Raw genomic sequence first — 14,056 nt, forward strand, 5'->3', positions numbered from 1 at the left:
GATACAGACAGAAAAAATGATGGCTGAAACACTAGTTTGATAACATCATAATTTGATATAAAATTATGATATATAAGGAGAAGTAACAGTTAACCATTATTGATAAACCCACTAAATCTTTTTTAACAAAGTTAGATAAGGCAAACGCGGCGCGGTGTAAAGCTTGGTTATAATAATGAAAATCTAGGCCACTTGCTGCAACACGTTGCTCGTCAAAGTCATGCACTGAGTGATATTTTTTACTGGAAAAAGTAAAACTCCACAAACCACCAGGGTAAGTGAACTTACTAAATGAATACAAATAACTTTGTGTAAATACCGTATTGAGCACTTTTAAAAGTGCTTGCTGAATATCCATGGCATACCATGATAGGCAAACTCATCACGTTCGGTCACCATAATTAAGCCATCATTGAGTAACATTTTTCCATGGCCTTTAGTTTCAACCACATCAACCGTTTTAAATTCACTTTTTCCTGAAAAAAGTACTTTTTTTACTTTAAATTTTAAACCTAAAAGTCTTGAAATTTTTCTTTTACGAAAAAATCACAGTGCATGGTTTTCTCCTGCTAAATCAAGCACCGTTGCTTGCATAAATTTTTGCTGCGGTAATATATAGTTAGCAAAACAAACTAAATAATTATTGCTTAAATGCTCGCTTACTAAGGATTTGCTCACATAATTTTTTGGAATAAACTCATTGGTTAAGTTAACAAAGTCAAAGTCATTAAAGCTCAGTAAATCAAACGATTTTGGTGCTAGTATCGCTAAAAAATCACCCGCTATTTTTATTAAATTAATATTTGATTCAATACTTACGTAACTACTGTTAGCTTGAGGCGTAACATGCATAGTGAGATATTTTTTCCCTTTAATCGCATTAACAGAGTAACCAAAGGGATCAAAAACAAAATCATCCAAGGTAAAGTCAGCAAAAAATTTGTCTAATTGTAAAAATTGACGAATTTCCTGTGCTGTTAAACCCACTGTGGTCAGCTTTTCAGAAGCTCGATCACTAATTTGATATGCAAGCAGTTCATAGGTTTTATCTAATTTATCGGCTTGAAAACTATTATCCTGATGAAAAATATAGTTATGATGGCTGTCCAACTCACCAAAACGATAGCCTTTACCCGTAACATATTGCCCGAGCAACTTAATGTCGTCACCAAAACTACTTGGCTGAGCATGGGAAAAATATTCATTTTTACGTTGATAAATAACCTGCTTAATTTTATCCATGCCAATGTGCTGGATAAAAAATTCGACCGAATGTACTAATCGTGTATTGCCACAGGTCAAAATTAATAACCTATCGTGCCAAACAAATAAGCTCGACTCTGATAACAAAAAAGCTTTACAGTCATCATTACGAATTGACGACAAAATTTGCGCATTACAACATTGAACAAACGCGGTCCAAAAGTCATCGGTAATATCATCAAGTAGCGAAAGTTGCTTGTCTTTAACCACAATTTGAGCTTTTTTTTCTGAACCTTCAAAAAACAAAAACATATCCTCAACGTCATAACAGCAATCGCTGATGGCGCCATATTAAGTTGCCAAATTCTATAGCAAAAACAGCACACTATCTTACAAAAAAAAGGTTACGAGCTTAACGTCAACTTAAATTGGGTTTAATTAACCACTAAAAATTAAGCGTTAATGTCTATGCCTAAATTGGATAAACCTTCTTCTAGCGCCATAGCTTTTGCCTGCAGACAACTGGCTTTGTTTTCGCTAGCCGTGGTTAAAAATTCAAATAGCTCATTTTGTGTGGCTATTTCCCACTGCATTAATGGATGTTCAGCAATTTGTTGCGCTGAGATCACTATCTCTTCTTCATCAGGGGTTATTTCATCAATTTTCTGAGCCAAGCTCAATTCAACATAGTAACTGACACTATTCTCTGACAACTTACTAATATTGCTCAAGCTATCACTTTCTAGGTCTTGCATACCTTGAAATAACGACATTAATGCCATAGCACTATCTAAGGCTGGAAAAACACCCAAAAAATCAAAATCATCAGGATCAGGTACTTGCTCTTCAAGTTTAGCAATTTGGGCATCATAGTTAATTTTGCAACGGTTAGCTTTATCTAACCATTGCCAGATAAGATCAAGTTGATTTCTCAAGACCTTAAAGTCACCAAACTCAACATGTTCAGCAAACATTTGATAATTAGGTAACATGCGCTCAAGTAATGCAGCACTAAATGCCACCTGCTGCCATTGACTTAATTTGCTAAAAGGTAGGTTAATCGCCACGTAAAATCTCATTTTCAATGCTAAAAAGTTGGCTGTTAGTATATAAGGATCACAACGAAATTAGCAGTTTATTTACTGAATTTTGTTAACTGCTTCTGTGCATAATCAAAGCGTAAGCGATACGCGGTTAATTTATCTTTAAGCGCATTAACTTGTTGTTCAAGTTTCAGGTTTAGCTCAGTATTTTCATCACCAAGATACTTTATGGTTTCTCGTATTTTGTTATATTCCACTTCTTGTTTGTCTTTATTTTCTTGCTGCCAGCACCTATTTTTAGCCCTTGCTGCTCTGTCAGCTGCTAGTACAAACGTTAAATTCAGTGTTTTAGTGGTTATGCTTTCTTGTTGCTGGTTTTTCACTATCTGCCTTGAGAAAAAATTTGGCTTAAAAAGCTGAATTTCACTCGAAAAAAAAGGACCAAACGGTCCTTTTATTAAGGGCAACTTACTGCGCTATTACTTTTCAGCTACAGCTTCAGGAGTAGCTGGTGTAAAGCGAATAGCATTTACTTTAGCGGTAGATTCACTCTGGTTACGTAATTGTGCTAGACGATTAATTTGACCAATTGAACCTAACATAGCGTAAATTGGCACAAATAAACCACGCTTATGGAAATCTAAAACTTTGTCATCACTTAATTCTTGAACTTTTTTATCATTAATATTATATAAACCAACAAGTTTTTTACTTTCACCTGAGGCAAAGTTAATATTAAGTTCAAGTTCTAACAATAAGTCATTATCAAGCAATTCTTTAATGAATTTCTCGTTCATCACTTCATTATCGTATAAACGACCTAGTGAATCTTGTACACCTTGAAAAAACTCAGTGTCTTTGCCTTCAGCATCAAATAATTCATGGTCTTTATCTTCACCAACAAACTTGCTGTCTAAATCAACACAAGCCGTTAATGTTTTCTCTTTTTCCGGGTCTAAACCTAGAGAGAAGGGTGCCATTGAAATACTTTGCGGAACATAAACTGCATTCCAAGAATCTTCTTTATAATATAAGTTTTCATTCGCTTCTAGACCTAGCATTACCACACTACGGTAGCGCTCTGTACCTTGATCTTTAACAAGTACAATAGGGTAACTGGTTGCTGCTTGAGAATACTCAGGAGCGGTGATCGGTGCAATATGTTGATTAGATACATTTGATAAATCGCGCTTAGCAGCGATTTTAATTTTCTGATGAGTTTCTTTTTTAATCGGAGTAATGTTAGCCATGAATAAGTTCTCTTTTTACTGCGTATTTTAAGCGTTGTCGTTTTTGACACTTCTTCGTTGCTATTAGTTATGGAGACACCTAATAACGCTTTCAATGGTATAACTAAAATTAGCTTGAGTTAATTTTAATTACACTTAAGCTTCTTCATCAAAATAATTAATTAAAACCATTTAAAAACAGTATGTTAATCTATTAAAATCATCAAGTACCTTTGTGCTACGGCATTTATTATTAGTCCAGTCATTTCGGCTTGGCCAAAAACAACTGTCATCTTTAACGAATCTTCTAATGGCTTTAGCCAAGTAAAAGTTAAAAACGAAACCGAAGAATCCTTAGCTTGCTTTATAGCCATCGATGGCTATAAAGCTAAATTTTGGCTACACATGAGATCGACCTCCAACTGGATAACCACGACAGATACACGCTTTACCTACCGAGATTTTAGTACTTGGTGTGATTATCTAGGGGTTTATCCTAACTACAAAGCTTATCAAGCATATTAAGCTTTACGCTTTAAAATTCTTAGTTTATAACTAACAACATAATCATAAAAAATCAGCTTATACATCACAGCTTAAATAATGCCTGCTGACGAGCATTTAATCTGCTGATATAAGCTTTATCCTGTCGTAATCACTTGTAATAACTAGTCTCAAAAATCTATCACAACGCCTTTTAACCAACGGCCAATCAACACTCAAAAATCCAATGAGAATAATTATTAGTTGTAAGTGACTATGCTATTTACAAAAATAAATTCTCTTGATAAGCACTAGGTTTACCACCCGAAACTAAACTCCGATACCATCATGGCTGCTGCTATTTTGCTGCCACTTTTACCATATCAGTTTTGAGCAAGTATTAAGGGCAAAAATAGACTCTTGGCAGCTATTGACCGTTTAGATGTGCGCCCTAGCAAGGGCATAATCAAAATACGGACAAAGTCGAACTGGGAAATTCAAATCGATGCGACAACGGGTGAAAGTTTAAAACAGCTTTTCGTCGGTCAGACATAATTGAACAATTACATGATGTAAGTTATTGGCAAGACAGCGCAAACTTATGGTTTACCTTACCTATTTCCGTGGTACTACTACTAATTTCTGTTACCGGTATCATCTTGTTTTTTCTGCCTTATCATCGCCGTTACAACAACAGAAAACGCTTGAAATATATTGGTTAAATGGCCTAAGGCAAGGATGTTAAATGTATAGTTAGTCAGTTAAAACTCATATTTTCTATAACATAATGACGAGACTAAAAAAGGCTCCTAAATTCAATCAGGAGCCTTTTTTATTAAGCAAAAGTCAGTCGATAAATAGCTCGTTAAATGTTACTTAGCTCATTAGCCAACTTTTATCATTGCAATGAATATAAGTTTACTTTTGTTTTTTTTCTATTTTATAAGGCCCATTAAGTAAGCCACGCTTAGGTGAGTTAAATGCCGCAGCATTTGCCATTCTTGCAACTAGTGGTGAATTGTCAGAAATTTCACCTGCTATCTGTGACACAACAGCACCCACTAATGCCCCCACCAAACCGCCACCACTATTATTATTCGGATTATATTGCGCGCTAATAACTGAATCCCATAATATCTCACCCGTTTTAACAGAAACAAGTTTTATGTGGCCTTGCACTACAGCTACCGATGATAATACTTGGAACTTTTGCCCCCAATCTTGAATATCAACATAAAGTACGGCATCAGCACCAATAATTTCATCAACTTTATCCAAGGCGATACCATTCATTTCAGCTGGCGTAGGTAGGCCATTTTCTTTTAAAAAGGTATCAATCACTGAAACAGGAAAAACATAGTAGCCTTTTTCCGCAAGTGGTTGAGATATTGTTGATAAATACGAGTATGGCGCGTTTACTTCAACTGAGCTATTCATAGGCGGAAGCACTAAAATAGAACGAGGTGCAGCTTGTTGTAAGGCACTGTAGTTATAGGGTTCAACTGAAGCACAACCAGATAAAATAAGGATTGATACGAGAGCAGTTTTGAAAATATTTGTCTTCATTTTTAAATCCTTAGCTATTAGTTAATGAGCGTTTGATTAAACCATCAATAAATTTTGCAGATTCAGGGAATAGTTCTTTTTCTTTCGTCAATGATGCTAAAGCAAGTGCTTTGTTACCATTAGCTGCGTACATCAAACCTAAATGCGCATAGACACCAGGCGGAATTGGCTTACCTGCTGCTTGAGCTTTTTCAATATCAGTTTGTAGTTGCTCAATTTGAACACTTGGAGGCACTTCACCGGGTGTGTGATGTGTTTTATAGACTAAATTTTCATACTCTCCCCAGTAATACTGGGTATTATTTGAGGCACAGCCAGAAATAAATAAAACTGCCATACAAATAGTTAATACTTTATTTTTCATACATTTCTCTTATTATTATAAAACGAAATTCAGCTCACCGTTTGCTAAATCTCTCGTCATATTATTCACGCTTTCTTTTATAGCGAAGTCCAAAACCTTGCCATTAAGTGTGGCATCATAACCAGCCTTAGAGCCAAAACCGATAATTTGTCTTTCGTTTAACTGAAATTCACCAGCACCTTGTGTTGAATAGATAATCTCTGAAGTCAATACGTCAATAATATTGAGTGAAACTTTAGCGTAGGCTATCTGGCTCTTTCCTGAACCCAAGATGCCAAACAATTGCTTATCACCAATCACTTTACGACCAAATTCAGTAACGCCACCACTTATAACGTATCGAGCACCTTTTATTTCTTGTTTAATCCCCAATAACTCAGCTTCTTTTTTTAAATTGGCTAAGTTCTCTCTATCCACAACTTTAAAGCGATTGGTTTGTTGTAAATGGGTTTTAAGAATGGTTTTCCCTTGATTACCCAGTTTATCTATATTTGATGAGAACAATCCCTGCATATAGTTTGAACGATTATTAAATTCACCTAATACCAGTGTTGATTTTGGACCGTTGTAAATTGTTTTATTAGTTTCTACGGGGATGACTGTGATTTTTTGGTGGCTTTCTGTAGCACAGCCAGAGATTAATGCCGCTAACATTAAAAGCAGGCTAAACGACTTTATTCTGATTAATTTCATAATGACTTATTCCTTTAAAAAAGAAACATTATGTATTAACTTTTCTCTTAAATAAAGAAAATCTCTACATCATCAATATCTTGCAAGAGTATTAATAAATATTTGTCCTGATATTTAAAGATGATTACCCCTAATAAGTCTTTCATTGTTGGCGGTGAATCTAGCCACTATTTTTAATTTACCTTTTATTTTCATGAGGACATCTAAAGGCTGTATTCATTTTCACCTCAATTAGCTTTTTATCCTTTTGTTATTAAAATAGTGGACTATGGTGCTAAATATGGCAATATTCTTAGTAGCATTATGAACTTAAATATTGTGATATAAGTAATGATAAGGTTACTAACGACACGGGCTTTAGCGACTCAATTAAAAGCAAATGCATTGAGTTGCGCCGTACTCTAATGACCATGAAATGACACCTATTAGAATATTCTCTGTATCGCGATACAGAGAATATTCTAATAACTTAAAAGGAACAGAAAATGACAGCTAAAACATACTACCCAAAGATTAAATCAATATTAATGATATTATTACTAAGTAGTGCCTTAGGGGCTTGTGCCACCATTGATGGTGCAGGTAAAGATCTCGAAAAAGCGGGTGAAGCCATTCAAAATGCTGCTAAAGGCTAAAATAACACTGAATATCGCTGCTTAGCTCTGCTAGTAACGTCACTTGAAAATCCGTATTTAGCCATCATATCAGATGGAGAAATATCACATTTCAACTGAAATTTTTGGCTGTTAATCTAGGTCTATCTAACTGAATTTCAATAGGTAATAAAACATTTGTAATATTGGCGCTTTAAACAGTTTGCTTGTAGTTTGACCTGATCACTCTAAGTAATGATGTCAAATTGGTTTATGACTTAGATATATCTCTATCACTTCACGAAAGGAAACAAAATATGAATGACGATAAAACAACATCTGGTGGAAAATGTCCTGTGATGCACGGTGGTGCTACAGAGAGTTCGATGACAAATATGACATGGTGGCCTAAGTCGCTAAACCTCGATATTCTTCATCAACATGATAATAAAACCAATCCTATGGGCACGAATTTCAATTATCGGGATACGGTTAAAGATCTCGACATCGCCGCGCTCAACAAAGATATGCACGCACTGATGACTGACAGTCAAGACTGGTGGCCCGCAGATTGGGGACATTATGGCGGTTTAATGATCCGTATGACTTGGCATTCAGCCGGTACCTATCGTATTGCTGATGGAAGAGGTGGTGCCGCTACCGGTAATCAACGTTTTACCCCGATTAATTCTTGGCCCGACAACGTAAATTTAGATAAAGCACGACGTCTACTTTGGCCAATTAAAAAGAAATACGGTAACCAACTTAGCTGGGCAGATTTAATTGCTTACGCCGGCACTATCGCCTATGAATCTATGGGGTTGAAAACCTTTGGTTTCGCCTTTGGCCGTGAAGACATTTGGCATCCCGAAAAAGACATCTACTGGGGTGCTGAAAAAGAGTGGCTTGCGCCTAGTGGCAGCGAAAATAGCCGTTATTCTGGTGAGCGCGATTTAGAAAACCCGTTAGCTGCAGTAATGATGGGATTAATCTACGTTAATCCTGAAGGTGTAGACGGCAAATCTGACCCATTAAAAACCGCTCATGATATGCGTGTTACCTTTGAACGCATGGCGATGAATGATGAAGAAACCGTTGCCTTAACCGCAGGGGGTCACACGGTGGGGAAATGTCACGGTAATGGCGATGCCTCAATACTTGGCAGAGAACCAGAGGCTGCCGATATTTCAGAGCAAGGTACAGGTTGGAACAATAAAACAAAACGTGGTATTGGTCGCGATACGGTATCCAGTGGCATTGAAGGTGCATGGACTACTCATCCTACACAGTGGGACAATGGCTATTTTTCTATGCTACTCAACCATGATTGGGAACTGAAAAAGAGCCCCGCCGGTGCTACGCAGTGGCAACCCGTGAACATTAAAGAAGAAGATAAACCGGTTGATGTCGAAGACGCTAGCATACGCCAAGATCCCATTATGACTGATGCAGATATGGCATTAAAAATGGATCCCGCTTATCTTAAAATTTCACAACGTTTTGCCAATGACCCTGAATATTTCTCTGACGTTTTTGCCCGTGCATGGTTCAAACTGACCCATCGCGATATGGGCCCGAAAGCACGATACATTGGCTCAGAAGTACCGCAAGAAGAGCTTATTTGGCAAGATCCAGTACCCTCAGGTATGACAGGTTATGATGTAAAAGCGCTTAAGGAAAAAATAGCGGCTAGTGATTTAACTGTCAGCGAAATGGTTGCCACAGCATGGGACAGCGCTAGAACTTACCGTGACTCTGACAAGCGCGGTGGTGCTAACGGTGCTCGCATTCGCCTTGCACCACAAAATAACTGGCAAGGAAACGAGCCTACACGCCTAGCTAAAGTGCTCACTACACTAGAAACTATTGCAAACGAAAGTGGCGTCAGTATTGCTGATGTTATTGTCCTCGCAGGTAATGTCGGTATTGAGCAGTCAGCAAAAGCTGCAGGCGTTGATATTACAGTACCATTTGCCCCTGGACGTGGTGATGCAATTGACGAGATGACCGATGTAGAGTCATTCAAGGTACTTGAACCTCTGCATGACGCTTATCGTAATTGGCTCAAAGCTGACTATAGTGTTAGCGCTGAAGAGTTAATGCTAGACCGCACACAGTTAATGGGTTTAGCTGCTCATGAAATGACCGTACTTATTGGCGGCATGCGTATGCTTGGCACTAATTACGGTGGCAGCAAGCATGGTGTATTTACCGAACGTGAAGGTGTGCTATCGAACGACTATTTTGTTAACTTAACGAATATGGACTATAAATGGCAGCCCGTTGGCGATAATTTATATGAAATTCGTGAACGTAAAACAGATAAGGTCAAATGGACAGCCACACGCGTTGATCTTATCTTTGGCTCGAACTCGATTCTTCGTGCTTATAGTGAAGTTTATGCACAGGACGATAATAAAGAAAAATTTGTCCACGACTTTGTTGCCGCATGGACCAAAGTGATGAGCGCTGACCGTTTCGATTTAGCATAATGTTCAGCTAATAACCTTGCCAATCATATCCTCGCGCCTGAGTAATCGGGTGCGAGGATATTTATACTCAGTTATCATTACTCTCTGACTTAAGCCAATCAGTATTAGCCAAAAAAAAAGCCCTAAATGGGCCTTTTCAAATGCTTACTGCAAGTGGATATATGCCACTTCAGCTTTTAACTCACCATAGGCAACAAATTAATTAGCCTTTGTGGCTAGTTTTTTAGATAAGTTTTCAAGCACATCGGCAGCGCTGTAACTTGACTCGTTGCTCATAACGCCTTTGCCCAGACGAATTTCTAAAATACTATGCACTTCTTTGCGGCTATTCGTATTAGTACCACTAAAGGCAACCCCGACTTCATTGCTTGGACGTCGGTAAGTTTCGCACGTTAATAGTCCACAACGACGTTCAACCCGCTGCTGATGCGATAAACCTATCGAGGAAGCTGGCTGAACTTTTTCAGACTCTACAAAGGTTTCCTTACTGGTGATCACAAACCAATCATAGCCTTGCGCTTGAGTCAGTTCAGCTGCTCTTAACAGGGCATAATCCGCGGCATCTGCAACACTATTAGAGACACTTTTAAACTGCACACGAAACCTGTCTTCCGTTATTTTTTGCTCGCTATAGCCGACAGAACCCTTGTTTGCTGGGCGATATTCAGGCTTAGATGTGCAAGCCGTTACTAATAAAGTCATCAATATAAATGTAATAAGTGTTTTCATTTTAACCTCGATTATTGTTGCTCAGTTTGCCAGTTGGTTGCGATTGCTCGTTGTTCTTGAGCGCTGTCCATAGCGGGTCCATTGATCATCGCGTCTATAGCGCTATCCAGTTGCGCCTGGTTAGACGCGGCGCGGTAATTTTGTGTGTTTTCAGTAATTTTTACTTTTTCGGTAATTTTTAACTGCCATAGGCCATTTTCTTTACAGGCAATATTAACACTCGCCGTTTGCTCGCTAACGCGCTGAAACTGGCGACAGTAATCGCCGGCACGGTTAGTAAAACTTAAGTTAGCTGTGATCTTATCTCCTTGCGCTATTGACGATATTTCGCCACTTCGCTGCTGATCTAATACTTGTGTAATACCCGCAGTAAGCACTGTCGGTGCTTGTTGAGACTGCATTAAGGTTACCGTACCTACGCCAAATAACATGGCAACGCCAGCGGCTAATGCATAAGGCTTTTGCAGGCTTTTATTGAAGTTTTTCCAAGCGGATAAACTCACGACATTTTTCGCTGAGTCAGCCGCTGACTCAGCCGTTTTCCCTTGCGCTATTTTTTTATCAATGCGTTGCGCTAATGGCAATAAATTATCTGCCATCGGTGTGTTATCCATCACGGCAGCATTTTCTACCACCCAGTGATCCGCTTGTGCTAAATCCGCTAAACGCATCACTAAATTGTCATCGCTTTCCAGCGCACAGCGTACCTCTTCCATGGCCGCTTCGCTAAGTTCAGCATCTATAAAAGCACTTAACATTTCATCGCTGATTTTCATGTGTCTGCTCCTAATCTTTCAGGCTTCATCATATCCAATAAGGCGCAGCGCGCTCTTGATAACCGACTCATCACAGTACCAACGGGGATTTCCATTGACGACGCCACTTCTTTATATGACATACCCTGTACCGCCACCAAAGACAAAATAGCGCGTTGTTCGTCGGGTAAAGTATTCATCGCGACATTAACCTGTGTGAGCATTTCTTTATTGTCGAATGCTTGCTGTTCATTCACGCTTTGTGGTTCTTGCAGCTCAGGTTTAAGCACTGCATTCTGCCTGACTTTGCGCGCACGATATTCGTCAATCCAGACATTTCGACAAACCTTAAAAGCCCATTTGTTGACATCTACTTCATCAGGCACACCTTTTTTCAGTATTTTTTCTAGCGTTATTTGCACTAAATCGTCAGCATCTGCGGCATTACCGGTTAATGAGTAGGCAAAGCGTCTTAGCATTGGTAGTATATTTTCAATGGTATTATTCATGTTTTTTACTCCTCTCTACTAAGAAGACGTATGTAAAAAAAATTTATTCCATAAAAAGGAAATTTATTTTCAGTTGAAACGTTTTATTAACTACACGCTTATTTTTGAGGCTCAAGATTAACATGAAAACCTTAGCTTTTACCGCCATATTTATTGCTGTCTTTAGTACATTATCATCTGCCCAACAATTGCCGACAGGCGGTGTTTTAGGACAAATTAAGACCATAGAGCGTACCGCCCGCGATATTACCCGACAACTCGATAGACCGCCGATACTAGCACCTTTTGAATTAAGTCACTTACCCGACATTAACCAGGTTAGCACTGAGCCACTAAACGCTTTACCTGCCACTTTAGCGATAACCACCAGCGCAGGTAAAAACCTTTGGCTTGATGTCGAAGTAGAAGGTGGCTTTCGAGCTGTTCAGCGACAATGGCTACTATTAGCCGACGATAACAGTAAAAAACGCTTAATTGAGCACGGGGCGCTTATTATTACTGAGTCGCGATATGCGGGTTTGGGTATGGCATTGCTGCGTTTTAATGTGCCCGAAGCTTTAGACTCAAAGCAAGCGTTAAGCCAGATACTCTCAACACAAGCCGCGCTAAGTTTAGCTAGAAACCATATTTACCAAACACAAAGTCAAACAAGTCAGCGGGTAGATGAAAATTTACTCCGTCATCACATCGCCAAAGAAAAAGTAACGCCACTAAGCCGCGTTAATCCGGCTTGCGAATTAGCGGTAAAAGTGGGTCTGGTTGATAGCGCAATTGATACCAAACATAAAGCCTTTAAACACGCTGATATTACCGCGAAATCTTTTTTACCTGATGATTTAGCTGCCTCGTTGCAACACGGTACCGTGATCGCCAGTTTATTGGTTGGCAAAACCACACAACTGGTGCCACTGTTACCGCAAGGTAAAATATATTCCGCGCAAGTATTTTATCAGCAGTCGGACTATACCCAAGGCGCAACGCTGTCAGCCATCATCACTGGCGTAAACTGGCTGTTAGAACAAAACGTGCAAGTGATCAATATGAGTTTAGCGGGGCCAGACAATCAAATTTTGCATAGTGTACTAAGCGCCGCTATCGCAAAAGGTGCAATCGTTATCGCCGCGGCGGGTAATGAAGGGCCGGCAGCTCCGCCTATGTATCCTGCAGCTTATCAAGAGGTTATCGCGGTCAGTGCGATAGACAAACATCAACAACCGTATCGTTGGTCAAATAGAGGTGACTATGTCGATTACTCAGCGTTAGGAGTGAATGTACTCACAGCGCAAAGTGGCCAACGTGTAGGTAGGGAGTCAGGTACATCGATTGCCGCCCCTTATGTTACAGCAACCTTAGCCTGTTTAGCGCTAAATTATGGTAAGAATAAGCAGAATTTATTAGATAAACTAAATGATTTAGCGGTAGATTTGGGCCCTAAAGGTAAGGACCCTATTTATGGTGTGGGCGCGATCTTTAGACCTTAAAATTGCGCTTTAATAGACAATGAAGAGAGGGTTTGGCTGTACGTTTGGCTATCAAGTTGAGAACGGTAATCGCCATATTCAAGGTTGCTGACCAGCGCGAGATATTTATTGAAGTCTAACTGCCATTGCGCGTGAAAAATATTTCTATGTTCATCTGCCTTCGACTCAAGCTGACTGTCCATTTCATCATTACGATAAGTTTGATAATCTTTCGATTGAAAACGCCAGCCTATGGCGGCTTTTTGCGCTAAACCAAATAATTCAAACTTTTGCGAAAGCTTAGTGCTCAGCCCATAACCGTTATAATTAAACTCAGGGTCTGTAGCCGTTTCCTTATCCGCACTCACCCCAAGCATAAACATAGTGTCACCGTCGTTAAGAAAGTGGAACAGCTCAGCACTGGCGCCAAAAGCGTCGGCATTGCGGCTAGTGATCACGGCAAATTTTTTACTTTTAATTTTTGCACTGGTACGTAAAAATGTTTCTGGTTGCAAAAAAGTGCCTAGGTAAATACTGGCTTGGTGAAAGGTTAAAAAGCTATCGCCGGCTAATTGGGCCTTAGCCCCATCATAACGCAGGCCTAAATCTTTTTTACGCCATTGATAACTAGCATCAAGACTCACTTGATGTAAGGTTAGGTCGAAGGCATCAAACTCATGATAATCTTTTTCATTATAACGATATGCCGCGCTTATTTTCGCTTTATCATTAACTTTCCACAAACCAGTAACTGCTGCTGTTTTTTGCAGGCCACTGTCACCTTGTGAAGAAACCTCATCAAGCTCATCAACACTGAGTGCTGAATTACTAATTAGACCTAAAGACACTTCGCCGTTAACCGACATAGGCTCTGATGTTGCCGCCATTAAATGTAGACTTAAAACACAGCTTAAACCACTTAATATATATTTCATCT

General features: G+C 39.1%; 16 protein-coding genes. 3 read left to right on the plus strand and 13 right to left on the minus strand.

All coding sequences use genetic code 11. The annotated features are described in order from the left end of the window. Nucleotides 1–31 precede the first annotated feature (31 nt). From H4J54_RS18645 to H4J54_RS18680, 9 genes are all read right to left on the minus strand, one after another. A complete protein-coding gene (locus H4J54_RS18645; protein WP_220464198.1) occupies nucleotides 32–358 on the minus strand; it encodes a hypothetical protein in 327 nt (108 codons plus the stop codon). Beyond that, nucleotides 334–528, minus strand: coding sequence for a hypothetical protein (locus tag H4J54_RS19270; RefSeq protein ID WP_310650105.1), 195 nt, complete (start codon nucleotides 526–528; stop codon nucleotides 334–336). The genes H4J54_RS18645 and H4J54_RS19270 overlap by 25 nt, the downstream gene beginning before the upstream one ends. 18 nt (nucleotides 529–546) lie before the next feature. Next, nucleotides 547–1,509 (minus strand): adenosylmethionine decarboxylase, encoded by a 963-nt coding sequence (locus H4J54_RS18650; protein WP_182192430.1) that lies wholly within the window; start codon nucleotides 1,507–1,509, stop codon nucleotides 547–549. A 146-nt stretch (nucleotides 1,510–1,655) separates the two neighbouring features. Next, on the minus strand, nucleotides 1,656–2,282 hold the full coding sequence (locus H4J54_RS18655) for a YjaG family protein (protein ID WP_220464197.1): 627 nt from the start codon (nucleotides 2,280–2,282) through the stop codon (nucleotides 1,656–1,658). A 56-nt stretch (nucleotides 2,283–2,338) separates the two neighbouring features. Next, nucleotides 2,339–2,629 (minus strand): hypothetical protein, encoded by a 291-nt coding sequence (locus H4J54_RS18660; RefSeq protein WP_182192431.1) that lies wholly within the window; start codon nucleotides 2,627–2,629, stop codon nucleotides 2,339–2,341. A gap of 96 nt (nucleotides 2,630–2,725) precedes the next feature. Then, complete coding sequence (locus tag H4J54_RS18665; protein ID WP_182192432.1) at nucleotides 2,726–3,496, minus strand: SapC family protein; 771 nt, start codon at nucleotides 3,494–3,496, stop codon at nucleotides 2,726–2,728. Nucleotides 3,497–4,876: 1,380 nt separating this feature from the next. Further along, nucleotides 4,877–5,524, minus strand: a complete 648-nt coding sequence (locus H4J54_RS18670) for a GNA1162 family protein (protein ID WP_182192433.1) — start codon at nucleotides 5,522–5,524, stop codon at nucleotides 4,877–4,879. A gap of 10 nt (nucleotides 5,525–5,534) precedes the next feature. Next, a complete protein-coding gene (locus H4J54_RS18675) occupies nucleotides 5,535–5,888 on the minus strand; it encodes a DUF4810 domain-containing protein (protein WP_182192434.1) in 354 nt (117 codons plus the stop codon). 15 nt (nucleotides 5,889–5,903) lie between these two features. Beyond that, nucleotides 5,904–6,581: a CsgG/HfaB family protein gene (locus tag H4J54_RS18680; RefSeq protein ID WP_182192435.1), complete on the minus strand. Its 678-nt coding sequence runs from the start codon at nucleotides 6,579–6,581 to the stop codon at nucleotides 5,904–5,906. A 485-nt stretch (nucleotides 6,582–7,066) separates the two neighbouring features. On the opposite strand from H4J54_RS18680, the gene H4J54_RS18685 reads away from it, so the two are divergent. Both H4J54_RS18685 and katG read left to right on the plus strand, forming a co-directional pair. Beyond that, a complete protein-coding gene (locus H4J54_RS18685; RefSeq protein WP_182192436.1) occupies nucleotides 7,067–7,216 on the plus strand; it encodes an entericidin A/B family lipoprotein in 150 nt (49 codons plus the stop codon). A gap of 275 nt (nucleotides 7,217–7,491) precedes the next feature. Next, nucleotides 7,492–9,666, plus strand: a complete 2,175-nt coding sequence (gene katG / locus H4J54_RS18690) for a catalase/peroxidase HPI (protein WP_182192437.1) — start codon at nucleotides 7,492–7,494, stop codon at nucleotides 9,664–9,666. Nucleotides 9,667–9,864: 198 nt separating this feature from the next. On the opposite strand, the gene H4J54_RS18695 is transcribed toward katG, so the two are convergent. Genes H4J54_RS18695 through H4J54_RS18705 form a run of 3 tightly spaced genes read right to left on the minus strand, consistent with a single transcriptional unit; the run spans nucleotide 9,865 to nucleotide 11,659 of the window. After that, nucleotides 9,865–10,395, minus strand: a complete 531-nt coding sequence (locus tag H4J54_RS18695) for a CC0125/CC1285 family lipoprotein (protein ID WP_182192438.1) — start codon at nucleotides 10,393–10,395, stop codon at nucleotides 9,865–9,867. Between the two features lie 11 nt (nucleotides 10,396–10,406). Then, the gene (locus H4J54_RS18700; RefSeq protein WP_182192439.1) at nucleotides 10,407–11,171 is read right to left on the minus strand and encodes a hypothetical protein; all 765 of its coding nucleotides are present in this window, start codon (nucleotides 11,169–11,171) and stop codon (nucleotides 10,407–10,409) included. Further along, complete coding sequence (locus H4J54_RS18705) at nucleotides 11,168–11,659, minus strand: RNA polymerase sigma factor (protein ID WP_182192440.1); 492 nt, start codon at nucleotides 11,657–11,659, stop codon at nucleotides 11,168–11,170. The genes H4J54_RS18700 and H4J54_RS18705 overlap by 4 nt, the downstream gene beginning before the upstream one ends. 122 nt (nucleotides 11,660–11,781) lie before the next feature. Between H4J54_RS18705 and H4J54_RS18710 the strand changes: the two genes are divergently transcribed. Continuing rightward, nucleotides 11,782–13,140 (plus strand): S8 family serine peptidase, encoded by a 1,359-nt coding sequence (locus H4J54_RS18710; RefSeq protein WP_182192441.1) that lies wholly within the window; start codon nucleotides 11,782–11,784, stop codon nucleotides 13,138–13,140. Here H4J54_RS18710 and H4J54_RS18715 read toward each other — a convergent pair. Continuing rightward, a complete protein-coding gene (locus H4J54_RS18715) occupies nucleotides 13,137–14,054 on the minus strand; it encodes a hypothetical protein (RefSeq protein WP_182192442.1) in 918 nt (305 codons plus the stop codon). The two genes, H4J54_RS18710 and H4J54_RS18715, sit on opposite strands and share 4 nt — an antisense overlap. Between the last annotated feature and the right edge of the window lie 2 nt (nucleotides 14,055–14,056).

The organism is Colwellia sp. MB3u-8 (genome assembly GCF_014076985.1).
Taxonomy (GTDB): Bacteria; Pseudomonadota; Gammaproteobacteria; order Enterobacterales; family Alteromonadaceae; genus Cognaticolwellia.

Bases quoted from the DNA above. Each gene is read 5' to 3' on its own strand.
- H4J54_RS18645 (WP_220464198.1), bottom strand. From the start codon at position 358: ATGGATATTCAGCAAGCACTTTTAAAAGTGCTCAATACGGTATTTACA.
- H4J54_RS18655 (WP_220464197.1), bottom strand. From the start codon at position 2,282: ATGAGATTTTACGTGGCGATTAACCTACCTTTTAGCAAATTAAGTCAA.
- H4J54_RS18665 (WP_182192432.1), bottom strand. From the start codon at position 3,496: ATGGCTAACATTACTCCGATTAAAAAAGAAACTCATCAGAAAATTAAA.
- H4J54_RS18670 (WP_182192433.1), bottom strand. From the start codon at position 5,524: ATGAAGACAAATATTTTCAAAACTGCTCTCGTATCAATCCTTATTTTA.
- H4J54_RS18675 (WP_182192434.1), bottom strand. From the start codon at position 5,888: ATGAAAAATAAAGTATTAACTATTTGTATGGCAGTTTTATTTATTTCT.
- H4J54_RS18680 (WP_182192435.1), bottom strand. From the start codon at position 6,581: ATGAAATTAATCAGAATAAAGTCGTTTAGCCTGCTTTTAATGTTAGCG.
- H4J54_RS18685 (WP_182192436.1), top strand. From the start codon at position 7,067: ATGACAGCTAAAACATACTACCCAAAGATTAAATCAATATTAATGATA.
- katG (WP_182192437.1), top strand. From the start codon at position 7,492: ATGAATGACGATAAAACAACATCTGGTGGAAAATGTCCTGTGATGCAC.
- H4J54_RS18695 (WP_182192438.1), bottom strand. From the start codon at position 10,395: ATGAAAACACTTATTACATTTATATTGATGACTTTATTAGTAACGGCT.
- H4J54_RS18700 (WP_182192439.1), bottom strand. From the start codon at position 11,171: ATGAAAATCAGCGATGAAATGTTAAGTGCTTTTATAGATGCTGAACTT.
- H4J54_RS18705 (WP_182192440.1), bottom strand. From the start codon at position 11,659: ATGAATAATACCATTGAAAATATACTACCAATGCTAAGACGCTTTGCC.
- H4J54_RS18710 (WP_182192441.1), top strand. From the start codon at position 11,782: ATGAAAACCTTAGCTTTTACCGCCATATTTATTGCTGTCTTTAGTACA.
- H4J54_RS18715 (WP_182192442.1), bottom strand. From the start codon at position 14,054: ATGAAATATATATTAAGTGGTTTAAGCTGTGTTTTAAGTCTACATTTA.